Consider the following 26,090-nt stretch of genomic DNA (forward strand, 5'->3'; position numbering starts at 1 on the left):
CCCCTACGGAATTCTGACTGCTAACATCATGTCTCTTTATTGTCTTAACCCAACTTGTCCCTCTCCTGATAACCCGAATACTCACCAATATTGTCAAGGGTGTGGTCAAGAATTAGCCCAAACTACTCTCGGTTATCAATTCCGCGATCGCTATCAAGTTCTTCAGGTTTTAGGAGAGGGAACTTTTGGCCGAACTTATTTAGTAGAAGACCAAAATTTTCGGGGTAGAAAACGGGTTTTAAAAAAATTCATTGCTGCTATCCAAGGAAAAGCTTTAGCAACAGCACAAGAATTATTTAAACGGGAAGCAGAAATATTAGACACCTTAAAACATGAGCAAATTCCCGCTATTTATGATCATTTTGAAGAGGGAAATTCTCTCTATTTAGTTGAAGAATATATCGAGGGAGATGACTTAATTAGTGAATTTGAGCGAGAGGGAAACTTTAGGGAAGAAAAAATTAAATCCTTATTACAAGATTTACTACCTGTTTTAGATTATCTCCATCAAAGAAACTTATTACATCGAGATATTAAACCTGATAATATTATGCGTCGTCATCAAGATCATAAATTAGTTTTAATTGATTTTGGTGGTGTTAAAGAAGTTTCTAAAACCATTGGAACATTAATTTATACCCCTGGTTATGCTTCTATAGAACAAATGACGGGTCATCCTCAACCAAGTAGTGATATCTATAGTTTAGGGGCAACTTGTGTCCGTTTACTCACCGGATGTTTACCCTCTGAAAGTAATCAAAATGACCTAATTTATGATAGTAATACTGCCAGTTGGTTATGGCGAGAGATTTTAGAAAAACAAGGGCGAAAAATTGATGGAAACTTGGGGAATATTTTAGATAAAATGTTACAACATTTGGCTCAAGATCGTTATGATAATGCTCAGGAAATTTTACAAGCGTTAAATTTATCTGCTTCTTTATCTCAACCTTTAGTTATTACTGAAACATCATCCTCAGCATTAACTCAAACTGAAACAACCCTTAAAAATAGTTTAAGAAAATGGGAGAAATTACTTGATTATACCGCCTGGGTAAGTTTAGGACTTGTCATAACTTGGTCTATAAAATTAGTTTTTTATTCTTCATCTTCTCCGTCTTTAACTCTCTGGGAAAAATCATTTAATTATGTAGCTTTGATAAGTTTAGGAATTCTCATTTTCAGGTTAGGGATATTATTATTTAATCCCTTGAAAAGGAATAAATTACCCACACCTCCCACACCTCCCACACTTTCCCAACCTCCCACACTTTCCCAACCTCCCACACCTCCCACACCTCCCACACCTCCCACACTTTCCCAACCTCCCACACTTTCCCAACCTCCCACACCTACCCCCCCAAGAAAACCAGACAAAAACCGCATTAGTTCCCCTAAAAACTTTCAATTTGAAGTCATTACCGTTAATAAAAAAGGGGAAATTATTAACCGTCAAAGGCAAGAAAATCAGTCATTTAGCATTGACTTAGGACAAGGTGTTACCTTGGATATGGTTGCAATTAAAGGGGGTAAATTTTTCATGGGTTGTCCTAAATTAGAAAGTCGAGATAGTAAAACTGAACAACCTAGACATTGGGTAACAGTTGCTTCTTTTTGTATGGGTAAATATCCTATTACTCAAGCACAATGGGAGATGATAATGGGAAATAATCCTGCTCATTTTAAAGGGAAAAATAGACCGATTGAAAACATTTCTTTTTATGATTGTTTAGAATTTTGTGAAAAGCTATCTCAAACGATAGGAATAGATGTTACATTACCCAGTGAAGCACAATGGGAATATGCTTGTCGTGCTATTCTTAACCCCAGTCATTATCGAGGAATTGATGGGGAAGAAACCTATCCTCCCTTCTATTTTGGTGAAACCATTACCCGTGAATTAGCTAATTATAACAGTCGCACAACTTATCAACAAGAACCCCTTGGAAATTATCGTCAACAAACTACAGAAGTTGGTCAATTTTCTCCCAATAATTTTGGTTTATATGATCTGCACGGTAATGTGTGGGAATGGTGTGCAGATACTTGGCATGAAAATTACAAAAATGCCCCAACAGATGGTAGTATTTGGTTAGATGGAAATGAGCAAGATTCACCTATGCGTGGTGGTTCTTGGGGTGGTTTTCCTTTTTATTGTCGTTCCGCAACCCGTAACAAAGTGCAACGTAATCATCGTAGCTATTATCATGGGTTTCGAGTTGTGTATAATTTTGGAAAAAAACCATAAAATAATCCTTTATCCTTCTTTATTTGAGATTATTTATGATGGACAATCAAGACTTATATAATCACCTATTAAAAATAGATGCCAGGGGTTATAAAGCTTATAAAGATATTAAGGGAAGTTATCAATTTCCTGATTTTACCTTAATCATTGAACACGTGCAAGGCGATCCCTTTGCTTCTCCTAGTAAACTGATTATAAAAATTCCTCAAGCTGTCGCTAAATTTCCTGCTATTCTTTATCAAACTGATAGCAGAAGAATCGCCTTAGAAGATTATTTAATCCGTCAATTTCATCAAACTTGTGAACAATTAAGTAGTCGTCGGGGAACGGGAAAAAGTGGTCTAATTAGTATTGTTAAAGTCGGACAGGAAATATTAAAAAGAACAGCAGCAACTGTCAATAATAAAGAGATAGAAATTCGTTTTTTTGTGGGACTTCCCGCCAGAGGACGCAGTATTTTAGGTCGTCAAGCGGCTCAAATGTTATGTGAAGATATTCCTAATATTGTTGAGCAAGCTTTGAAATATCAAGCCTTAGATGCAAAAGCTATTCAAACACAAGTTCAAACCACAGAAGATGCGGACTGGATACGTCAAGAATTAAAGGAAAAAAGAATAGTTACTTTTATTGCTAATAACTCAATTTTACCCCGTCAAAGTGGTGTTGATTCTCGTGCTTTAGAAACTAATTATATCCCCTTTCAGTCTCCTAAATCTCTAGAAGTGTCTTTTAATTGTCCCAACCAAGGATTGATAAAAGGACTGGGAATTCCTCAAGGTATTACTGTCATTGTTGGCGGTGGTTATCATGGTAAATCTACCTTATTACGGGCCATAGAATTAGGAATTTATAATCATATTCCTGGGGATGGTAGAGAATTCGTAGTCAGCGATCCATCATCGGTAAAAATAAGAGCAGAAGATGGTAGAAGTATTGTAGGAGTAAATATTTCACCATTTATTAATCAGTTGCCTCAACAGCGTTCAACAGATCATTTTTCAAGTACAAATGCCAGTGGTAGCACTTCCCAAGCAGCGAATATTATTGAGGCATTAGAAGTCGGAACTCAAGTGTTATTAGTAGACGAAGATACGGCTGCTACCAATTTTATGATCCGCGATCGCAGAATGCAACAGTTAATTGCAAAAGAGAAGGAACCCATTACGCCATTTATTGATAAAATTCAACAATTATATACAGAATATGGAGTATCTACCATATTAGTTATGGGAGGAAGTGGTGACTATTTTGATGTCGCTAATACTGTCATCGCAATGGAAAATTTTCAACCTCATGATGTTACAGAAAAAGCTAAACTAATTGCTCAACAAACTCCCAATGAAAGATTAATAGAAGGAGGTCAAGAATTCGGTAAAATCACCCCTAGAATTCCCCTTCCTGAAAGTATTGATCCCAGTCGAGGAAGACGAGACGTTAAAGTGAAAGTTAGGGATGTAGATGAAGTGGTTTTTGGGACAGAAGATATTGACTTAACTGCTGTTGAACAAATTGTTGAATCAGGGCAATTACGCGCCATCGCTGCAGCGATTATTTATGCTAAAAATAAATACATGAATCGTCAAAATACCTTGCCAGAAATTTTAGCTCATGTTATGATAGATATTGATAGTAAAGGCTTAGATATTTTAAGTGAGTTTCCTCAGGGAGATTTTGTGTTATTTCGTCGCTTTGAATTAGCTGCAGCCCTAAACCGTTTACGATCTTTAAAAGTACCTTAAATTCCCTCAGTCTAAAGCCTGGGGTTATAGGAATGAAGCCAGCGAAGGCGGGCTTAGTGATAATAGCTGAACCCTAAAGGGTTCAGCATCAGGAAGAATGAAATAGCCCCAAATATTAACTTAAAAAGCCAGCTAAAACCACATTTTAATCAAACTCAAAATAAAAACTGTTTTGCTTCAATTTCCTTCCCAGATAAAGGTTTAGAAAAGAGATATCCTTGACCAAATTCACACCCTAAATCTCGTAATTGCTGTAAATCTTTTTCCGTTTCTATTCCTTCAGCAATCACATCAAGCTGTAAATGATGTGCTAAAGTAATAATTGCTTCAGTCACTCTCATATTATCTTGATGTTGATTCATATTAATCACAAAAGAACGATCAATTTTTAAACTATCAACAGGTAAATGGTGAAGATAGCTTAAAGAAGAATAACCCGTCCCAAAATCATCAATACTTATCTCGATTCCCCGTTCCTTTAATTGTAATAAAATATCCCTAGCAATACTTTTATTTTCCATGAGGATACTTTCAGTAATCTCAAGCTTTAAACAGTTTGCATCTAATCCAGTTTGACTCAGAATATTATCGATTTTTTCAATAATCTGATGATCTTTGAGTTGCTGACTTGACAGATTAACACTTATTTTTAAATGTTGAAACTGAGCAAATTGCTCTTGCCAACCCTTTAATTGACGACAGGATTCTAATAAAACCCATTCCCCTAAAGGAATAATTAACCCTGTTTCTTCTGCAACCGGAATAAAATGAGCCGGAGAAATCAAACCTTTTTGGGGATGTTGCCACCGCACTAAAGCTTCAAACCCGGCTAAATTTCTCGTAGAAAGGGAGAGAATTGGTTGATAATAAAGCAGAAATTCTTGATGTTTAAGAGCTAATCTTAAATTAGTTTCTAAATCGAGCAATTTTTGTGCTTGAACGTGCATTTTTTGATCAAAAATCACATAACATGACTTACCTTTTTCCTTCGCTTTATACATAGCTAAATCAGCATTTCTCAGGATATGATAGGCATTTTCATCTTCTTGTTTATTAAAAGCGATTCCCAGACTAGCTGTTGTAAAAACGTCCCGATCACCAATTTTAAATGGTGTTTTTAAGGCTTCAATAATTCGTTCTGCAATATGTAATGCTTCAATTTCTTCCTGTAAATCATCCAATAATATAATAAATTCATCTCCTCCCAAACGAGCCACTGTATCCAAAACGCGAACACAATTTTTTAAGTGAGAAGCAATGCGAATTAACAGATGATCACCGACGACATGCCCCAAACTATCATTAATAAGTTTAAAGCGATCTAAATCCAGAAAAATCAGAGCAAACCGATAATTTTTATGGCGTTTAGCCCGTTGAATTGATTGCTCTAATCGCTCCATTAATAAAAGTCGATTTGGTAAGTCAGTTAAACTATCATGTAAGGCATCATGTCGTAATTGTTCTTCTGCTTTTTTGCGCTCAGTAACATCAATTGCCATGGAAATGACCATCCGTCTTCCATCAGCAAGTCTCCCTAAAGGTGCAGAACTAAAATGCCAAATTTTTTCTGCTCCCTGAGCGGTTTTAATGGTAATTTCTCCCTCATCAATTTTGTTGTTTAAAGAATAAAGATTATCAATGATTGAACGAGCAATTTCTTTAGTTTCTCCATAGGCTTTTTCCGTCCATTGAGCAATGGTAGGAATCTGCTGATGAGTATATCCTGTCAACTCCGTCCAAGTATCATTAATTTGTAAAACTTCTCCATCTTCAGCATGAATAATAATCGGCAAAGGAGCATGAATAATCGCTCGTCGAAAACGCTTTTCACTCTTTTTTAACTCAAGTTTCGCCTTAAGACTCTCAGTGATATCATGAGCTAAAACCAGTCTAGCTTTCCTGCCAGTATAAATAATTTCCTGAGAAATAATTTCAACATTAATCAATTCGCCATTGCGCTTTTTATGTTGCCATACTCCAGATTCATGAATCCGATGAGGATGGTTTGTTAGAAACTTTCTTAACATAGTAATATCTTCCACGGGACGAATATTTTCTATGGTCATTTCTAAAAATTCTTGACGGGAATAACCATAATGTTGAATAGCGGCTTCATTAACTTCTAAAAATTGTAATGTTTCTGAATCATATACCCATAAAGGATGAGGATTAGCTTCAAATAATAAACGATATTTTTCTTCTGACTTTTGCAAGGCAAGTTCCATGTGTTTCCGTTGACTAATATCCTGTCCAATGCCGATATTACTACCATCTGACAGACGGATATTCATCCAGGCAGTATCAATAATTGTGCCATTAGGTAAACAAGTTTTAAAGTCTCCCCAAATCCCTTGGGCAGATTGAATATAATTGAGAACATACTGACGATAATTAGGATCGGGATATAATTCTGCTAAAACATCTCCCTTTTCAATGTCTTCTAAACTCGAACCTAAAATATTTTCCCATTCTTTATTGATCCACTTAACATTATATTTTTTGTCAAAGAAAGCCAACATTATTGGAATATTATCAACAATTGTTTTCAGTAATTCTTGTTGATTGATTAGTTGATTTTCTATAATTTTTTGTGAATTACTCTCTGTTTCTACTTGTTTCCTTCCTTCCATTTTATCCCTGATTCGTTTTGCTTGCTGTCTGTAGAATACAAAATAGAATAAGGCACCACAGAAAATAACGAAGATTCCTCCTATAATTAAGAGTGAAGGCAGCCTAAATGTGATCTCGTACATTATTCCACTAATCGTGACGATTGATCTTCAATTTAGCAAACATTGATGCAATGAGACAATTAAATGATTAATCACAAAAGTAGGCAAAGTTGATTTATACTATTTTCATCAACTTGGACTATAGATGTGGATATTGTAGGGGTCAACGCTTCGACTCTGCTCAGGGTTGACCCCTAGGAGAATGTGTCCCTAGACTTTAGGAAATTGGTATAATTTAGTCTCCGAAGGCAGACTTGGTTTCTATAGTAGGTGTTGATTTAGCAGAACAAGTTCGATAGAATCAATCATGTTAGTCCCAAGTTAAGCAAAAAAAAGGAGTTATGCTAACTCCTATACCAATAATCAAAAATTGAGGGATTTCTATAGATTATGCACCAGGAAAAACCGTTTGCTGTTGTTGGGTTAAAAATCGCTGGTTGACAATTTCCTGAAAGTCTTTTAAATCCGAACTCCAATCATCAATTCCCTTTTTTAACTGTGCCAAGATTTCCTGTTGACTATTACTGCCCACATTATAGTTAAAATTGCCGGCAAATAATAAAGCAGGAATAGAAGATTGATCGGGCATTTGGATTTTTGCCTCATTAATACTCAGGCTAAATTGACACCGATCTAGCTGATACAATAAATTTAACCCCGCTTGTACAGGAGCTTTCCCATAATCTTGCCAAGAACCAGGAGAAAGCAAGGTTCTCGTAATATAATTTCTGGCCCCATCTTCACCCCCTGGAAAGGGAATTAAACTTTTTGGACTAATAGACAACCCTTGATACTCAGCATTAGACAATTTTTCCACATACTGACGAGCAATATTAGGTATATTCAATTCACTGGGGTTTTTGGTGCCAATAGACTCCATAAAGGTGATATTGCGGGGTTGAGCAACAATACTGACCCCATTTTGGAAGGTAACTTGAGATAAATTCGGCCCCAAAACTGGTTGTTTCCCTAATTCCCACTCATTGGGAACAATGCCAGTTTGTTTAAGAAACTCTTGAGATAGCATGGTAGGATTGAGATTTTTGGCCGAGATAGCGATCGCTAATTCTTGAATTTCTCGAATTTCTAGGGGCGTTTTTTGATTTGGATCAGAGGTTGTTGCCATGATGTTTCCCTTAAAGGTTTCTAACTGCGCTACCAAATATGTCCACTTTACAGTTTACGGGTTTAAGGGGGCCTCAATCTTGTTTGCTTAAGAAAAGTTACCCTATCAAAAGGTAGGGGTGAACGGCCGTTCACCCCTACCAGAGAAACATTGATCAACTTAGCAGTGACTTACAAAGTCGCTGATGCTGTGGAACGACGGCGACGATAGGTTTTCGTCGATGTCTGTGTCTGTGTTTGTGGTTGTGGTTGTGGTTGTGGTTGTTCTGTTTCTGGGGGTTGTTCTGGCATTTGTAAGAGAAATACCACCAAGGGATGACTGCGTAATTCTCGTTTCACCAGTCGCTGTAAAGTGGCTTCAATTTCTGTTTGTAGCAATGACCAGTCAACTTTGGTTGTCCGTCCCGTTGAGGTAAATTCGTCCCATCGATCGTCTAATAAATTTTCAATGGCCCGAATAATCAATTGTCGCAGCAAAGATGGTTCAACTTTCGTCACCACACCCCGCAAATGCACTTGTGGTGGAGTCAATAATTGACCGTCCCAACTAATGGGGGCAGCTACCGTCACCACCCCATCTTGGGCTAATTGTTGACGATCTTGCATGACGTGTTCATGCACAACACCAGCTTGATCTACTAATTCGATACCGGAAGATACTTCCCCAGTCACCCCAATACTATCGGCTGACACTTCCACAATGTCCCCATTATTGATAATGACCATATTTTCGGCTGGAACCCCCATACTATAGGCGGTTTGGGCGTGTTTCACTAACATTCGGTGTTCCCCATGAACCGGAACAAAGAATTTAGGACGGGTTAGGGCCAACATTAATTTTTGTTCTTCTTGAGATCCATGGCCGGAGACGTGAATGCCATGATGACGACCATAGATCACGTTGGCCCCTTGCATCATTAAGCGATCAATGGTGTTGACAACGGCAATGGTATTCCCAGGAATGGGGTTCGCAGAGAAGACAATCGTATCTCCTTGACGCACTCTAATATGGGGATGTTCTCCTCTGGAAATGCGAGTCATGGCCGCTAAGGTTTCCCCTTGTGATCCGGTGGTTAAAATTAAGACCTTTTCATCGGCTAAATTTCGGGCCGCTTTCAGGGGAATAAAGACATCATCGGGACATTTGATATAGCCTAAGTTTCTGGCATGGGCAATGACATTTAACATTGAACGTCCCACTACCGCCACTTTCCTCTGGTGTTTCTGTGCCAATTGCAGGATAATATTAACCCGATGCACTGAAGAGGCGAAGGTGGTGATCATTAACCGCCCTGGTGCTTGGGCAATGATCCGATCTAAGTTAGGGTAGACCGAACGTTCGGACGGGGTCATTCCAGGCACTTCTGAGTTGGTGGAGTCGCTGAGTAAACAGAGTACCCCCTTTTCCCCATGTTCAGCGAGTCTTTGTAAGTCGAAGGTTTCCCCATCAATAGGGGTGTAATCAATTTTAAAGTCTCCCGTGTGGATCACAACCCCTAAAGGCGTATGAATGGCTACGGTGAAACTATCGGCGATGGAATGGGTGTTACGGATGAATTCAACTAAAAAGGAAGGACTAATCCGCACCATTTCCCTCGGGCCAACGGTTTGTAAGGTGGTGCGATCGCTCACTCCTGCCTCTGCTAATTTATCCCGTAATAGGGCCATGGCTAGTTTTGGCCCATAAATAATAGGAATATCAAATTGCTTCAAATGATAGGGAATGCCACCGATATGATCTTCATGGCCATGGGTGGCGATCATTCCTTTGATTTTATGACGATTTTCTCGTAAATAGGTCATGTCGGGCAGGACAATATTGACCCCGTGCATTTCTTCTGTCGGAAAGGCAAGACCCGCATCTAAAAGAATAATTTCATCATCATACTCAAAAATACAAGTGTTTTTGCCAATTTCATGTAATCCCCCCAAGGGAATAATTTTTAGCGTCGGTTGGTTTTTAGTTGGACTCATTTGCCTCCTTAAAGTTAAAGTCATTCAGTTATGAATCTGTTGGGAAAAATTGGAAATTTTAATAAGAATTGCTAGGTTTAGCCACTTAATAACCATGAAGTTTATTTTTAAAAGATGCTTCATTAATAGGCATCAATCATTGATCTTAGACTAGCTAATTTTTGCTTTTTTGTCAGCCTTCAATGAGGGAGAATTCTTGCAACACTGATTTAACTTCTTGTTGCAACTCAGCCGAAATTTCCAGTAAGGGAAGTCTTAACCCTCCCACTTTCCACCCTTGTAAATTCAAGGCCGCTTTAATGGGGATAGGATTGGTTGTACAAAATAAGACTTTAAATAAGGGAAAAAGTTTCAAATTAATCTCGGTGGCTATTTTTACCTGACCATTTTCAAAAGCCTGAATCATGGCTTGAATTTCTTTGCCGACTAAGTGACTGGCTACACTAACAATTCCCGTGCCACCCATCGTCAGTAAGGGTAAAGTCAAAAGATCATCTCCCGCATAGATTAAAAAAGATGGGTCAGTCATTCTCCGAATTTTACAGGACTGTTCTAAATTTCCACTGGCTTCTTTAATGGCAATAATATTATCAATTTTTGCTAATTTAATCACCGTCTCTGGGAGAAGATTCTGACCAGTGCGCCCAGGTATATTGTACAACATTATGGGAAAATCGCCTACACTTTGAGCAATTTTTTTAAAATGTTCATAAAGTCCTTCTTGGGGGGGTTTATTATAGTAAGGAACCACTTGTAAACAAGCATCTAAGCCCAGTTTAGCCGCTTTTTCAGTCATTTCTATACTGTGATCTGTGGCATTTGCTCCTGTGCCTGCAATCACTTTGGCCCTGTTTCCTACCGCCTTTTTAACCACTTGAAATAACTGATATTTTTCTGACAAACTTAAGGTCGGTGATTCTCCCGTTGTCCCACAAACCACTAACCCATCACTGCCATTATCCACTAAATAAGCAGCTAATTCTTCAGCAACAGCATAATTAACATTCCCCGCTTCATCGAAGGGGGTTATCATGGCGGTGATTACCCGTCCAAAACTTGGATCACTCATTCGTTTTGTTATCAGTTACAGTTATTTTCTTGGTCAACTTTAAGGCTGGTTTTTCTTTAAGATTTAAACCGTGATTTCTTTGTTATTGGTAGGTTTAAGCCAATCTTTTTCCATCAACAATTCAGCAATTTGTACCGCATTTAAGGCCGCACCTTTGCGAATTTGATCCCCACAAAGCCATAATTCTAAGCCACAAGGATGAGAAATATCTTGACGAATTCGACCCACTAAGACATCATCTTTACCAGACGCATCTATCGGCATAGGAAAATAATTTTGCTGCCAATCTTCTAGAAGTTGCACCCCTGGAGCGTTAGCAATAATTTCCCGCGCCTTAGCCACTGGAAATGGCCCCTTAAACTCTAAGTTAACAGCTTCTGAATGGGCCCGCAACACGGGAACCCGTACACAGGTCGCAGTGACTTTCAAGTTAGGCTCATTAAATATTTTACGGGTTTCGTTGACCATTTTCATCTCTTCTTCACAATATCCTGTCTCTGTTAAGGGGGAGTTATGGGGAAAGAGATTAAATGCCAAGGGATAGGGGAAAATTTCCGCTTTCGGGGTTTCTCCGTTTAAAATGGCTTGAGATTGAATTTTTACCTCTTCCATTGCTCTGGCCCCGGCCCCACTGGCCGACTGATAGGTAGCTACTACAATGCGCTCAATGGGTTGGACTTGATGTAAGGGGTAAATAGCCACGGCCAGGAGAATGGTGGTACAGTTGGGGTTAGCAATGATTCCCTGATGGTTAGCTGCCGCCTCTGGGTTAATTTCTGGGACAATTAAAGGTACATCTGGGTTCATGCGGAAAGCACTGGAGTTATCGATCATCACGGCCCCTGCTTCTGTGATGGTTTTTGCCCAAGCTTTTGAGGTAGAGCCTCCCGCAGACGCTAATACTAAATCAACTCCCTGAAAGGAAGTTGCTTCGACTGCCTCAACCTTGAGTTTTTCTCCTTTAAATGTCAGGGTAGTCCCTGCTGAGCGAGGAGAAGACAAGAGTTTTAGACTCCCAAGGGGAAAGTTGCGGCTGTCTAAGAGTTCGAGTAACTCAGTGCCAACGGCTCCTGTTGCTCCTAGTATAGCAACCTTGACTGGCTTGGACAATCGATTAGCCCTCCCTAATCTGTCAGAATATATATTTTACTATTATACGGAGAATTGGCTGCAAACTCTATATTAGGTCAAAGACGCGATCGCCGTTTTTCTTTCAATCACACTGTTCAACTTTGCCATTATCCCACAAGCAACGATCGCAACTCTCTAACCCTAACTTACCCAAAAAATGCCTCATACTTATCATGACTTCCAATCCAAAACCATGTAACCGTATCTTGTTCCAAAATTCCAACGATGACAAATAAACTGTCACTGTACAAAAAACGAACACGGAGGGATTTGAACCCCCGACACCCAGGACCGGAACCTGGTGCTCTATCCACTGAGCTACGTGTCCACAGTTTTCTCTAGGATAACATGATTCATCCTCATGCTGTTAACCATTACGTCAGGAATCACCGACAAAAATCGCGCCCCGTTCCCGCAAACTTGCGGCCAATTCTGCCGTCATTCCTGTATTATTGCCAAATTTTGCCCCTTTAACCACCGCCCCACTCAAATTTGTTTGGCTTAAATTCACATCCTGCAAATTAGTATCCGTTAAATTAGCCCCAATGAGATTAGCTAAGGCTAAACTGGCCCGATAAAAGTCCCCTTGCTGTAAGTTGGCATTGCCTAAATAAGCCCCACTTAAATCAGCCCCGCTAAATCTTGCATAGTTTAACACCGCCTCACTTAAGTCTGCATCAGTTAAATTGGCTCCCCGAAAATTACTCTGAGTTAAATTGGCCCCACTTAACTCAATTCCGCTTAATTCAGTGGCCAGGAAATTCCCCCCCCCTAAGTCTTGTAAGGGATTTAATTCGGCGATTTGGGCTAATTCTAATAAATTATTGGTTTCAGCGTTATAAATGCGGTCAATTTGTTGATGAAGTTGGGAAAGGGCCTTAGGATCAATGGTAGTTGTCGAACTTTCTTCTAGCCTTTCATAAGCAGCTAAGTCTGAGGTAAACTTTAACAGAGATAAATGGGGAGAAAGCCGCAACTTCCACAAAAATTGTGCTAATTTCCTTTCTAAAATACTCTGTTTATTGGGATGAATATCATGTTTCCATAATCCAACCACATCAGTGATGGAAATATCAGCTAGACTGACATCACAACTCAAAGTAAGAGCAATGGGATGGCTTGTGACTTGAATCTTGGCCAAAAATGCAACCATCTCCACTGTAAATATTGATTGCCCAGTTTGAGGAATCAATTGCCAAGTCGCAACAGTATTAGATGTGCTGACTAACTGACAAAAATCATTTAATAAGCTTTGGGGTGCAATAATCTCTCCATTTTCAACTTTCAGGGTGAGTTTACCCCCTTTGATGCCAAATTTCAGATGACCATTGAGTAAGGCTTTTTCTTGTTCATTACATTCCAGGGTTAATGTCAGGGGCAAGGGTTCCCCTGTTGTCTGTGCTGTCCCTGCTTCTAATTTCAGGAAGACACAACTCGGATAAGGACGATAAGAGGTGATGAGATGGAGAGAAGGGCAAAAGTCCGACATGATTTCCAATAATAACTTCCCGACTAAAATCATATCATCTCAAATTCTTTTCCAACTAACTTGATTATTTTCTTCGTCCCAATGCCAATGTAATAAATGGGCCGGTTGTCCTGAAGAAATGCCTGGTAAATTAATCGCTTTTCTGGGGGATTCTGTGGCTAGGGCAATGGCAATTCCTAGGGAACATAATTGCCATTTAACTAAGTTTTTTACCCCCATCAATAAGGGCAACGTTGTTCCCGCTAAAGTTCCATTGGCAAGTCTCGCTGTGCCTTTTTTAACTTCAATTTGTCGAGCATCCCAAGGATAAACCCCATCCTCTAATCCAATGGGGGCTAAGGCATCACTGACTAAGAAAACTCCCCTTTCATAAAGACTCCCTCTTAATAATAATTCAATCATGGTAGGACAGACATGATTCCCATCCGCAATTAACCCACAATATACATGAGGATTGATCATTGCTTCCCCTAATAATCCTGGTTGACGATGATGTAAACTAGGCATGGCATTATAGGCATGAGTGACCATTGAAGCCCCCAATTTAAAGGCTTTTTTGGCATCTTGAGCCTTGGCTTGGGAATGACCTAAACTGACAACAATTCCCCGTGAACATAGGTAAGGAATGACTTCATCTGTTGTCTCTAATTCGGGGGCAAAGGTTATGATTTTGACCAGATGGCTATAGTCTCCTAGTAACCATTCAATGGCTTCAACGGAAGGGGTTAATAAATATTGGGCCGGGTGCGCTCCCTTTCTTTCGTGGTTGAGAAATGGCCCCTCTAAATGAACGCCTAATATTTGGGAAGTTTCAAGTAATTCTTGCCTTTGTATCCTGATAAATTTGTCAATTACTGACAGCGATCGCTGGATATTTTCCACGGAGGTTGTTACCAGGGTAGGCAAAAAACTATTAACGCCTTCTTGCCATAAAAATTGACAGATTTTGTGTAAGCTTGGAATGTGTTTTTCTTGGAGATCAGTAAAGGCTAATCCTAATCCTCCATTAATTTGTAAATCGACTCCCCCTAAAGAAATCCAGTCCCCTTGAGCATCATAATAATTCTGCTGGTAGTCAGGAGAAACTCTCGCACTCATTGACTCAATATCTTTAATGATTCCTTGCTCATCAATTACGATTTTTTGACTCTCTCGATACCCTGGTAATTTGGCATTAATGATTGTAATATTTCTTAGCATTTTTAACTCAAAATATAGGGTTGTTGCTCTTGACAACCCTCACGCAATTATGAGACAATTTATATCATAATGGGAATGGCTTTGTTTATGGACAAATCTTTATATTTCCATTATGAAATCTTTTTCAATAAAATAATACCATAAAAGAAGTCAAAAAAATAGAGCAATTTTCATTGAGAGATTAATGGGTCAAAAAACGCGAGGTGCGATAGCTGCGGGCCATCCAAAAACGGCGGAGGCGGGTCAAATTATCTTTGAATTAGGGGGCAATGCTTTTGATGCAGCCATTGCAGCCATGTTAGCCTCTTGTGTGGTGGAATCTACCCTAACATCTGTTGGAGGGGGTGGATTTTTCTTAGCCCATACTAAAGAGAGAGAGAATATTTTATTTGATTTTTTTTGTCAAACTCCGCGCCAGAAAAACGCGAGGGAAGATCTCGATTTTTATGCCGTCAATTTAGATTTTAAAGGGGCTACTCAAGTCTTTCATATTGGCTTAGGTTCCATTGCCGTTCCTGGAACCTTAGCAGGAATTTTTAAAGTACAAAAACAACTGGGTAAACTGCCATTTCATGTTGTTGCGGAACCGGCCATTGAATATGCCAGAAACGGTTATCTAGTCACCCCGTATAATCGGGTAACATTTGAGATTTTAGAACCGATTTTAACTGGATCAAGTAATGCTCAAAAACTGTATTCTCCAGACGGTAACTTATTAGAAACTGGGCAAAATGCTTATGTAAAAGACTTTGCCAATGTTCTAGAAGAACTAATTAAAAAAGGCGTTCAGGAATTTTACCAAGGAGAAATTGCCCATCAAATTATCATAGATATTTCGCAAGGAGGACATTTAACCCTAGAAGATTTAAGTCAATATCGTGTCATAAAAAGACATCCTCTTAAATTCCAATATCACGGCTATGAATTATTAACTAATTCCCCACCAAGTTCGGGAGGAATCTTAATTGCGTACTGCTTAAAATTATTAGAATCTTATCCTGTTAATAGGTTGCAATGGGGAAGTAAACAACATCTAGAAATTTTGGCTCAAGTTATGGCTTTAACCAATGAAGCCAGAAAAATAAACTATGATAACTATGTTTACCAAGGCGATATTATTGAGAAATTTCTAAGTAAAGAAAACCTAAATAACTCGCAAGAAAAATTAGAAAAAACCCTCAATAAATGGGGCAGTACCACTCATATTAGTGCGGTCGATCAAGACGGAAATGCTGCCAGTGTGACCAACTCCAATGGAGAAGGCTCATCCTATGTAATTCCCAACACAGGAATTATGTTAAACAATATGTTAGGAGAAGCGGATTTAAACCCGTTAGGCTTTCATACTTGGGAGAGCGATCACCGAATTTCTTCCATGATGTCTCCCACCATTATTTTAAAAGAAGGCAAGCCCGAAATCGTTTTAGGATCAGGGGGATCAAACCGAATTAGAACTGCCATTTTACAAGTTATTTCTAACTTATTAGACTTTAACCTTTCCCTAGAAAATGCCATCAATTATCCCAGAGTTCACTGGGAAAATAATATTTTTAACCTAGAACCCATGGAGCAATTGGGTAATTTTGCGTCCTTAAATCTTCCCCCAGAGACTGAAATTGTACCCTGGCAAGAAACCAGTATGTTTTTTGGGGGAGTTCACGGGGTTAAATATGGGGAAGCAGGAACCTTAGAAGGGTTTGGCGATCCCCGTCGGGCAGGAGTCGCTATTGTTTGTTAAACTTTTCAGGAGCATTCAGGTTAACTCGACGATTTCCGATTTGATGAGAGATACTGTAACTTATGTAACAAGATCTCTCAATTTATTCACTTCTCACATCTGTCATTTTCCTATGTCCACCTCGAATTCCTGATAAATCCTATGTTTGTTTTACGTTATTGTGTGTGTGTGAGTGTAAGTCTTTTAGTGGCACTGGCTTATGAGGCCTCAGTGACAGCCCAAACCACGTCTTCCCTGAATCAAGGGGCTGACGAATTAAAATCAGAACCCCGTGTCAGTGAACTTAAGCAATTGGAAGAAACTTCGGTTAAACCCGACACAGAAGGAGTTACTCCAAGCAATCAAGAGAATACAGTGGTTAGAGAACAAGCCGTTCCCCCTCAGCCCATTTCGCCCACCAATTTCCAAGAATCTTTGCAACCGTCGGAAACCATTTTAGAAAAATTGCCCCCAAATAATCTTAATCCGAGTGGCAACCCTTTACTATTTCCCACCAAACCCGATGAAGTAAAGACAAATGTTCGTCAAGCCATTAGCTTAAAAGAAGTGATCGCCTTAGCCTTACAACACAATCGAGAAGTTCAAACAGCCCGAACAACCTTAGAAGAACTTCAGGCAGAATTAGGGGTCGCTAGAGCGGAACTTTTCCCGATTCTTGACATCGAAACCAGCCTGGTGCGTTTTCGGAATGACCGGGTTTTCGGGGGGGGTACAGACCTACTGGGAAACGTTCTGGGGCCTGAGGTCACTTCAGCAGAAACCTTTACCGATGCCAGAGCCAGCGCAAACCTAACTTATGATATTTATACAGGGGGAGGACGTTCTGCCAGGATTGAGCGAGCGGAGCGATCAGTGCGTCGTCAGCAATTAGAAGTGGAAGTGATTGCGGAGCGAGTCCGCTTTGAAGCGACGGATAACTATTACCTACTACAAAATGCTGATGCTCAGGTGGCTATCCGGCAAGCGGATGTGGAAAATGCCTCTCAAACCTTACGAGATGCTCAATTATTAGAAAGGGCCGGTTTAGGGACGCGATTTGATGTCCTACGGGCAGAAGGAGACTTAGCCACAGCCAATGAACAGTTAACCAGGGCGATCGCCGATCAACGAACAGCCAGGCGAAGACTGGCAGAAACCCTAAGTTTGGGGCAACAGGTCGAATTATCGGCGGCCGATGAAATTGCCGAATCAGGGATTTGGAATTTGTCCCTGGATGAAACCATTGTCCGCGCTTACAAAAATCGGGCTGAGCTAGAACAAAGATTAATTGATCGGGAACTTGGGGAAAATGATCGAGAAATTGCCTTAGCAGAGATTAGGCCTAGAGTAGATTTTACGGCGAATTATGATGCTCGTGAGAACTTTGATGATGGTGTACCTGTGTTAACGGATTGGACGTTCCAAGCTCGCGTCAGATGGCGTATTTTTGACGGGGGGAGAGCCTTTGAGGGGGCAAGACGGGCTGAACGTCGTATGGATCGAGCAAACCTCGAATTTGCTAACCAACGCAATGAAATTCGCTTTGAAGTAGAAGAAGCTTATTACAATTTGATTGCCAATAAGGAAAATATTGATAGTACCCGTAAGAATGTGGCTACCTTTGATGAAGCCCTGAGATTAGCTCGTCTACGGTTTCAGGCAGGGGTAGGAACTCAAACCGATGTTATTAATGCTCAACGGGATCTTTCCGGTGCGCGGGGGCGTTTTTTACAGGCAATTATTCAATATAATCAGTCTCTGAATGCCTTACAAAGAGCCGTGAGTAACTTCCCTGATGATCGTTTGTTTGAAACGCCTTAATACTTAAGTTAAAAATAAGCAGTTAGGGGAAATCTCTACCGATTTAGGGAACTAAACCGAACTCAGTTTACGGCTTTTTTGGGTTAGGCTGACAACAGAAGATAATTCCTGCTGAATTATTGAGGAGTCAGAAAATGAGTCACATTTACCGTCATTATCATCAAATTAAAATTGTCAATCATGACAACAATAATCACCCTAAAATAAGTGGGGTTGAGGAGATTTGGTGTGATGGAAAAAAACAGGTTCATTACTTGAGCGATCAAGAGGTTTATGCTAAATTACAAGACCCGGATTTTCCTTTTTATCTTTTAACGGATGCTGGTACAGGGTTTGAATATTTCTATCCTCATCAATTAACTGATTGGCTAGAAACGGAAGATTTACCCCATCGCACTCGTTATATTAACCCCAATGAAGTAATAATTGAAGTTCCTAGCTATCCCCTCAAAAAATCATCTAATTGGCGTAAAAAATTCCTAAGCTTAAGGCAATCAATAAAACAAGGAGTCAACAAAATTAAAAACATGGCTCAACGTTTACCCAATGCTCTAAAAGTTGCTTGGCAAGAATTAAAGCGTTAAAATGGGGTGAGTTACTGTTTAATTCCCTTAATAATCAAATAATAACCCATGAATTATTATACTTTTTGGGATTGGTTTACCGTTTTCGGATACATTGGATTTGCTAGTATTATTGTTTGGGCTGTCTGTCTTAAGCAATAGCCCAACAATCTCGACATCTGAAGATACATAGTTGACTAAAGAGTGTAAAATAAAGGATAGTAAGCTCAACATTATATCCTGAAAAAGCACCATAAATCCCTATGATCAATACAGAAGAAATCGCCAATTATGCTCAAATAAGTGCCAAAGAAATCGGCATCACTAAATATGATATTTATGGTTCATCGATTGATGAAACCAGCGTTGAAGTTGATAACGGGGAACCCAAACAAGTCCAAGCATCAAATCGTTCAAGTGTTATTGTTAGAGTCTGGAATGAGAAGGAAACTGTCGGGGTAACAACCACCACTGATTTAGATGAATTAGGCATAAAATTAGCCTTAGAAACAGCTAAAGAAGCTAGTATTTTTGGCAATACAGAAAACATTCCAGAATTCAGTCCCGAAGCAAAAGCTCCCATTGCTAATATACCCGATCAATTGGTTGAACCGTCCCCCGTTCCTACCTTAATTGATACCTTAATTCAAGCAGAAAAAACCCTCTTAGAAGCTCATCCTGCGATTAAAGGGGTTCCTTATAACGGGTTATCTCAAGAAGATATTAAACGATTCTATTTAAACAGTGAAGGAGCTATGCGTCAAGAAGCTCGTTCCTATTCTGTTATTTATCTCTATAGTCGCACGGAAGAAGAAGGGAAAAAACCGAGGGGCGCAAGTTCCATGAAAATCAGCAGGGGGTTATCAGATTTAGATATTGAGGGCTGTTTAAAAGAAGTGACTGAAAAAACAATTAGTCATATTAATTATCAAAGTATTCCCTCTGGTAAATACAGAATTGTCTTTTCTCCAAAAGCATTTTTAAGCTTAATTAGTGCCTTTTCTAACCTGTTTAATGCTCAGAATATTTTAGATAAACAAAGTCTTTCTAACCCAGATTCATTAGGAACAGAAGTTGCTGTTAATTCTCTCTGTCTTTGTGATGATGCCTTACATCCTGATAATATTGGGGCCGAAACCTTTGATGGAGAAGGAACTCCTACCCGTCGTGTTGAATTAATTAAAAATGGGGTTCTCAGGGGATTATTACACAGCACAGGAACCGCTAAACGGATGAATGCTCAGCCCACAGGAAACGCCAATATTGGGTCAAAAGTGACAGTGGGTTCTCATTTTTATCACGTCTTTTCTAATGCAACAGAAGCCCCTCAATATTCTCTAGATCAGGCAGATAATGTCATTTTAATTGACAAATTACAAGCCCTTCATGCGGGAGTAAATGCCTTACAAGGATCTTTTTCTTTGCCCTTTGATGGCTGGTTAGTTAACCAAGGCAAATTAACCAGTATTGATGCGGCAACAGTAGCAGGAGATTTTCTAGAATTGTTAAAGTCAATTATTTGTATCGAAACAGAATCAGAAGTTACTCCTGGGGGAGTTTGTCCGAGAATTTGGATTGATAATTTATCTGTAACAGGGGAATAATAAAAATTAGAGATAGAGACGTTATGGATAACGTCTCTACATTGATTCTAATTACCCTTAATACAACTTTATTTAACGGTTTAAAGTTTCCTGAATAAACAGCATCAAGAAAAGAATTATCTATACAATAAAATAGTTTGAGAAAAGAGCAGTAATCATGCAACAGAGAAAACAACTTGACTCCATTGTAGTCACTGCCGAACAAATGGCTAGAATTGAAGGGAGAATTTTTGCGGCCGGAATGCCAGTGGCGGCCCTCATGGAGAAAGCTGCTTATCTCATGTTCAGACGCATTCAGCAGCTTTATCCTTTCCCCCAGATCTCACGGGTTGGGGTATTAGTGGGGCCAGGCCACAATGGAGGTGATGCTTTAGTCATTGCTAGGGAACTGCATTTACAAGGCTATGATGTTTGTTTATATCGTCCCTTTCCTCAATTAAAAGAATTAACCCAACAACACGCTAACTATGCCGATAGTTTAGGTATTCCCTATTATGGTGACATCGAATCTTTAAGCAACTGTCAATTAATTATTGATGGGTTATTTGGGTTTGGCCTGACGAGATCACTATCGGGTAATATTGCTTTAGCCGTAGATCTCCTCAATGAATGGTCAATTCCCGTGGTTAGTGTAGACATTCCCTCTGGTTTACACACCGACACCGGAGAAATCTTAGGCACTGCTGTTAAAGCGAGTCTTAGCCTATGTTTAGGGTTATGGAAACCTGCTTTTTTTCAGGATCAAGCTTTACCCTACATTGGACAAGCTGAAAGGATAGATTTTGGTATTCCTTTACGAGATGTTTGGTCGATTATTTCCCAACCGCCTCCTTTACAAATTTTAACTCAAACCCTAGCACTAGAGTTTTTACCCTTGCCCCGTCCCCTACTTACCCATAAATATCAGCAAGGCCATTTACTGCTTATTTGTGGTTCCCGTCGTTATGCGGGGGGCAGTATTTTAACCGGATTAGGGGCCCGGGCCAGTGGGGTAGGGATGTTATCGATCGCTGTTCCTACTTCCATCAAACCTTTACTGGTGAGTCAGCTTCCTGATGCGTTAATTATTGACTGTCCCGAAACCGCAACCGGAGCGATCGCTGAGTTACCCCCTTTAGCGACAGACTTCGACTCCTATAATGTTATCGCTTGTGGCCCTGGTTTAACGAGAGAAAACCCTCAGATCATCGAAAAAGTTTTAGAAGCCAATTGCCCCCTTATTTTAGATGCTGATGGACTCAATATTTTAGCCCAATTAGGAATGGTTTCCCATCTCTCTCAACGCCCTGCCCCTACAATTTTAACCCCCCATTTAGGAGAATTTAAACGACTTTTTCCCCAGATTCTTCATCCTGAAAAAGATAGAATTACGGCGGTGAAAACTGCGGCCAGAGAAAGCGGTGCGATTATTTTATTAAAAGGTGCCAGAACGATTATTGCTCATCCTCAAGGAACGACTTTGGTTATTGCTGAAAGTACCCCCGCCTTAGCAAGAGGCGGCAGTGGCGATGTTTTAACCGGATTAATTGGGGGCTTATTAGGACAAATTTTGCGTCAAGAAAAACCCTTAGAAGCTATGGTTGCTACTGCCGCTTGGTGGCATAGTCAAGGGGGAATTTTAGCAGCAAAAGAACGCACAGAATTGGGGGTTGATGCCTTTACATTATCCCATTATTTGCATCGGGTTTTATTAGAAAATTAATCACTTTTCAAAATAATATTAATTTAACTATCAACCCTGTAAGGACGGGTTTATTGAGCTTACTGGTGTAACGCTCATATTTTTTGAACGATTAACGACTAATGTAGTCCAAATCACAACCATTCCTGAAAAAACAAGCTATCCTATAATTCCACATATAGAGTAAGTATTGAGAAATTAAAGAGGACATGACACCATATCTGTGGTATAAACGAAAAGTGTCCTGATTTTAATTGGCACAAATTCAGTGATTTTTTTAGTACAAAACTATTAGTTTTTTACCCTTAGTCCTAGCAGTGTAAATGATGCAACCGACAGTCTTAACTTCCCCCCATCAAACCCATCTTGGAGACACCCACACCCCTCATTCCGGCAACCCTTCACAGCTAGGAACGAATAAAATTCAAGTGATCCGACGGGATGGTTCTTGGACTGCCTTGAATATTGGTAAAATTCGGGCAGTTGTAGACTGGGCCTGTGCTGACCAAGAAGTTAATACAATTGCGCTAGAGGCCGGATTAACCACCCGTTTACGTCATGGCATCACCACGAGAGAAATCCAGGATAACCTAATTAACTGCGCTTTGGAAATGTGTAGTCCCGAAGAACCGGATTGGCGTTATGTTGCGGGAAGACTGCACATCTGGAGTCTTTGGAAAGACACTCTAGTCAGTCGCGGTTATCAATACGGGAATTATGAAACTACCGTCAGGACTAAGGTAGAGAATGGGAGCTATGATAAACGCCTCTTAACCTATTCTACGGCAGAATTACAAGAAGCGAATTCCTGGATTAATTCTGATTGGGATACAGACTATGACTATGCAGGGGCCGTACTTCTCACCAGTCGCTACCTGTTACCCGATGAACTCCCCCAAGAGGCTATCTTAACCTGCGCTTTACTTTTAGCGACGGTAGAAACCCCCGAAAACCGTCTCCTTTGGGCGAAGCGTTTTTACGAAGCCATTGCCAGTCGTAAAGTATCCCTAGCTACGCCAATTTTAGCTAATTTACGGGTTCCAGGGGGGTCGTTGACCAGTTGCTTTATTTTGTCGATTGATGACAGCTTAGAGAGCATTTTTGAAGAGATTACCAATAGTGCCAGAATCTCTAAAAATGGCGGTGGTGTTGGGGTCAATGTCAGTCGTATTCGGGCCACGGGCAGTTGGGTCATGGGGAAAGCCAATGCCTCTGGGGGGGTTATTCCTTGGATTAAACTTTTGAATGATACGGCGATCGCCGTTAACCAAGGAGGAAGACGGGCCGGGGCCGTCACCGTTGGGGTGGATATTTGGCATTTAGATGTCCCAGAATTTTTGGAAATACAGACAGAAAATGGGGATCAAAGACGGAAAGCTTATGATATTTTTCCTCAGTTAATTTTGACCGATGAATTCATGCGTCGGGTGGAAAATAAGCAGGAATGGACGTTAGTTGATCCTTACGAAGTTCGTAACAATTTGGGCATTGAATTAGGGTCATTATGGGGCGAAAAGTTTGAAGAAGCTTATGGCTTAATTGAAGCAGAATTAGGCAGAAAAATTACACTGTATAAGCGAGTGAATGCCCGTGAATTGTTCAAAACTATCATGCGATCGCAGGTGGAAACAGGAATGCCCTATTTGGCTTTTAAAGATACTATAAATAGAGCAAATCCTAATAAGCACGTTGGTTATATTCCTGGTGTGAACCTTTGCACTGAGAGCTTCTCAAATGTATCCCCAGGAAAACATAGTCATTGTTGCAACCTCGTAAGTCTTAATTTGGCCAATATTGAGGATCAAGAAATTGATTATTTATGTAACATAGCAGTTCGTATTCTCGATAATACCATTGATATTACTAACCCTCCCTTTGATGATGCTAAGCGTCATAATAATGAATATCGCACCATTGGGGTTGGCTGTATGGGGTTAGCAGACTGGTTAGCTAAAAGGCGTTTAACCTATGATCACTTAACAGAAATTAGCCAATTATTTGAAGAAGTCGGTTATTGGTGTACTCAAACTTCTATGGAGTTATCAAAAGAAAGAGGGGCTTATAATGCTTTCGGTGGAAGTGATTGGAGTTTGGGTAAATTAATTGGGTCAAAACCTGTTGAATGGTTCTTAGAAAATGCTCATCAAAAAGACCGTTGGTTAACTTTATCAGAAGATATTAAAACTTACGGAATTCGTAACTCCCATATTACCGCGATCGCACCGAATACTTCCTCCTCATTAGTGCAAGGTTGTACAGCAAGTATTCTCCCCGTTTATAGTCGTTTCTTCTATGATAAATGGGCCAAAGGTACAGTTCCCATTGCCCCCCCATTTATTAATGATTCATTTTGGTTTTATCACGAAAATAAGACCTTAGATCAACAAAAAGTAGTTAAAGCAGTGGCAACTATTCAACAGTGGATAGATACGGGAATTTCCATGGAATTATTGTTTAATTTGAATCAAGGGGTTTACTTCCCTAATGAACCGGAACGCTGTTTAACCGCTAAGGATATTTTTGATAGTTTGATGTTAGCTTGGAAAGAAGGTTGTAAAGCTATTTATTACGTCAGAACGGTACAAAAAGACGATTTTAAAGAGTCTGATAATAGTTGTACTGCTTGTGCAAATTAATGGGTAGGGTGGGCAATGCCCACCTTACTAAACTTTATTCTATTCTAGATAGTGGTTAAGTTAAAATTATGAATCTGAGCAAGCTCATATGCTATTAGAGACAGAAGGAAATTTTATTAGCTATGTAGATGTTGAACTAAAACAAACGGCCCGTCATATTTAATAATCAATCAAGCTGTAACATATTTGTATTTTAAATATTATTTTTACCCCCAAAAACTGTAATATTCAATACAAAATACCTCAAAAAATGTTCATTATGAACAAAAAATATGATAAATATTCTCATTAAGAAACGAGAGCAAGGGGTTGACAAACCATACTACTTTTTTGTATAGTAATGAATGATAGTAACGGTAGGATTAGCCGAGTTGTGCGCCTGTAATTTGCTTGTCTTAGGGAAAAAATGTTTCTTAAGCATTTAAAAATAGTCCTAGTTTCAAGGGATATTTTAATAAGATTATTCTTGTCTAGCCCCAGTCGCCATAAGGCAGATAAACAAAGGGTTAGAGGTGAGAGGGAAGTTAAGGACGAACAAGAAAATCTCGAATTTTTGCCCATCTTCAGAAACCTTGTGCTAAACTTAATGTATCTATAAACTCGTTTACAAGCTAGGTTTGTCATTTCTAACAACTGATATAGTAACGATAGATACAAATCTATGTTTGTGTCTGTTCTAGCAGTGACAAGCCATCATAGAAAAGCCACCGTATCAGAGGAGCCGTCTGTCTGATGGACTATTTGGAAAAAGTTCTCGAAAAACTCAAAGAATGGGCCCAAAAACTCATTGAGACGTTGTTAGGGCCGCAAGCAGAACCGGAACCAGAGTTAATTCCAATTCCTGTGAATGACCGTCAACGCCGTCGCTAAAGTTGAGAAATTCTTCGTGTCGAACAAAGGGTTAAAACCGTTAAGTGTTCTGGTGATTCATGGCCCGAATCTGAATCTGTTGGGAAGACGCGAACCTGGTCTATATGGTTCTCTGACTCTGGATGAGATTAATGGCCGTTTAACGGAGGTAGCAAATACGCTAAACGTCAGTTTAGCCACAATGCAATCAAACCATGAAGGAATCTTAGTGGATGCCATTCATGGGGCCTGGGGGAAACATCAAGGAATTTTAATCAATGCGGGAGCCTATACTCATACAAGTGTTGCCCTACGGGATGCCCTGTTGGGGGTAAAAATTCCCACGGTGGAAGTCCATCTGAGCAATATTTATCAGCGAGAATCTTTCCGCCATCATTCCTATATTGCAGCGATCGCCATTGGACAGATCACTGGATTTGGGGCCCAAAGTTATCTATTAGGACTTCAGGCCTTACATCATCATCTTAGCAAGGATTCCGAATGACCTGAGT

At 39.8% G+C, this 26,090-nt stretch carries 17 protein-coding genes and 1 tRNA gene; 10 read left to right on the forward strand and 8 right to left on the reverse strand.

Annotation, left to right across the window (positions count from 1 at the left end):
- The first annotated feature begins 28 nt into the window (after positions 1 to 28).
- Positions 29 to 2,248, forward strand: a complete 2,220-nt coding sequence (locus tag VB715_RS04450; protein ID WP_323299986.1) for a bifunctional serine/threonine-protein kinase/formylglycine-generating enzyme family protein — start codon at positions 29 to 31, stop codon at positions 2,246 to 2,248.
- 35 nt (positions 2,249 to 2,283) lie between these two features.
- Complete coding sequence (locus VB715_RS04455) at positions 2,284 to 3,987, forward strand: ABC-ATPase domain-containing protein (protein ID WP_323299987.1); 1,704 nt, start codon at positions 2,284 to 2,286, stop codon at positions 3,985 to 3,987.
- Positions 3,988 to 4,142: 155 nt separating this feature from the next.
- Here the strand turns inward: VB715_RS04455 and VB715_RS04460 are convergent, their stop codons facing one another.
- From VB715_RS04460 to nagA, 8 genes are all read right to left on the reverse strand, one after another.
- Positions 4,143 to 6,617, reverse strand: a complete 2,475-nt coding sequence (locus VB715_RS04460; protein ID WP_323299988.1) for an EAL and GGDEF domain-containing protein — start codon at positions 6,615 to 6,617, stop codon at positions 4,143 to 4,145.
- A gap of 490 nt (positions 6,618 to 7,107) precedes the next feature.
- Complete coding sequence (locus VB715_RS04465) at positions 7,108 to 7,845, reverse strand: hypothetical protein (protein WP_323299989.1); 738 nt, start codon at positions 7,843 to 7,845, stop codon at positions 7,108 to 7,110.
- A gap of 170 nt (positions 7,846 to 8,015) precedes the next feature.
- The gene (locus tag VB715_RS04470) at positions 8,016 to 9,818 is read right to left on the reverse strand and encodes a ribonuclease J (protein WP_323299990.1); all 1,803 of its coding nucleotides are present in this window, start codon (positions 9,816 to 9,818) and stop codon (positions 8,016 to 8,018) included.
- A 172-nt stretch (positions 9,819 to 9,990) separates the two neighbouring features.
- Positions 9,991 to 10,887, reverse strand: a complete 897-nt coding sequence (dapA, locus tag VB715_RS04475) for a 4-hydroxy-tetrahydrodipicolinate synthase (RefSeq protein WP_323299991.1) — start codon at positions 10,885 to 10,887, stop codon at positions 9,991 to 9,993.
- Between the two features lie 63 nt (positions 10,888 to 10,950).
- Positions 10,951 to 11,997: an aspartate-semialdehyde dehydrogenase gene (locus VB715_RS04480; protein WP_323299992.1), complete on the reverse strand. Its 1,047-nt coding sequence runs from the start codon at positions 11,995 to 11,997 to the stop codon at positions 10,951 to 10,953.
- A gap of 276 nt (positions 11,998 to 12,273) precedes the next feature.
- A tRNA-Arg gene (locus VB715_RS04485) sits at positions 12,274 to 12,346 on the reverse strand.
- 51 nt (positions 12,347 to 12,397) lie between these two features.
- Positions 12,398 to 13,507: a pentapeptide repeat-containing protein gene (locus VB715_RS04490; RefSeq protein ID WP_323299993.1), complete on the reverse strand. Its 1,110-nt coding sequence runs from the start codon at positions 13,505 to 13,507 to the stop codon at positions 12,398 to 12,400.
- A 39-nt stretch (positions 13,508 to 13,546) separates the two neighbouring features.
- A complete protein-coding gene (gene nagA, locus VB715_RS04495; protein WP_323299994.1) occupies positions 13,547 to 14,707 on the reverse strand; it encodes an N-acetylglucosamine-6-phosphate deacetylase in 1,161 nt (386 codons plus the stop codon).
- 184 nt (positions 14,708 to 14,891) lie between these two features.
- Between nagA and ggt the strand changes: the two genes are divergently transcribed.
- The 8 genes from ggt (at position 14,892) to aroQ (ending at position 26,083) form a co-directional block, all read left to right on the forward strand.
- Positions 14,892 to 16,445, forward strand: coding sequence for a gamma-glutamyltransferase (gene ggt, locus VB715_RS04500; protein WP_323299995.1), 1,554 nt, complete (start codon positions 14,892 to 14,894; stop codon positions 16,443 to 16,445).
- Between the two features lie 141 nt (positions 16,446 to 16,586).
- Positions 16,587 to 18,245 (forward strand): TolC family protein, encoded by a 1,659-nt coding sequence (locus VB715_RS04505; RefSeq protein ID WP_323299996.1) that lies wholly within the window; start codon positions 16,587 to 16,589, stop codon positions 18,243 to 18,245.
- A 134-nt stretch (positions 18,246 to 18,379) separates the two neighbouring features.
- Entirely contained in the window at positions 18,380 to 18,829 is a 450-nt protein-coding gene (locus VB715_RS04510) for a hypothetical protein (RefSeq protein WP_323299997.1), read from the forward strand.
- A gap of 242 nt (positions 18,830 to 19,071) precedes the next feature.
- Positions 19,072 to 20,412, forward strand: a complete 1,341-nt coding sequence (locus VB715_RS04515; protein ID WP_323299998.1) for a TldD/PmbA family protein — start codon at positions 19,072 to 19,074, stop codon at positions 20,410 to 20,412.
- A gap of 157 nt (positions 20,413 to 20,569) precedes the next feature.
- Positions 20,570 to 22,114, forward strand: a complete 1,545-nt coding sequence (locus VB715_RS04520) for an NAD(P)H-hydrate dehydratase (RefSeq protein WP_323299999.1) — start codon at positions 20,570 to 20,572, stop codon at positions 22,112 to 22,114.
- A gap of 305 nt (positions 22,115 to 22,419) precedes the next feature.
- On the forward strand, positions 22,420 to 24,729 hold the full coding sequence (locus VB715_RS04525) for a ribonucleoside-diphosphate reductase subunit alpha (RefSeq protein WP_323300187.1): 2,310 nt from the start codon (positions 22,420 to 22,422) through the stop codon (positions 24,727 to 24,729).
- A 732-nt stretch (positions 24,730 to 25,461) separates the two neighbouring features.
- Positions 25,462 to 25,599, forward strand: a complete 138-nt coding sequence (locus VB715_RS04530; protein WP_323293482.1) for a hypothetical protein — start codon at positions 25,462 to 25,464, stop codon at positions 25,597 to 25,599.
- Between the two features lie 16 nt (positions 25,600 to 25,615).
- On the forward strand, positions 25,616 to 26,083 hold the full coding sequence (gene aroQ / locus VB715_RS04535) for a type II 3-dehydroquinate dehydratase (RefSeq protein WP_323300000.1): 468 nt from the start codon (positions 25,616 to 25,618) through the stop codon (positions 26,081 to 26,083).
- The last annotated feature ends 7 nt before the right edge of the window (positions 26,084 to 26,090 follow it).

This window comes from Crocosphaera sp. UHCC 0190 (assembly GCF_034932065.1).
Lineage (GTDB): Bacteria > Cyanobacteriota > Cyanobacteriia > Cyanobacteriales > Microcystaceae > UHCC-0190.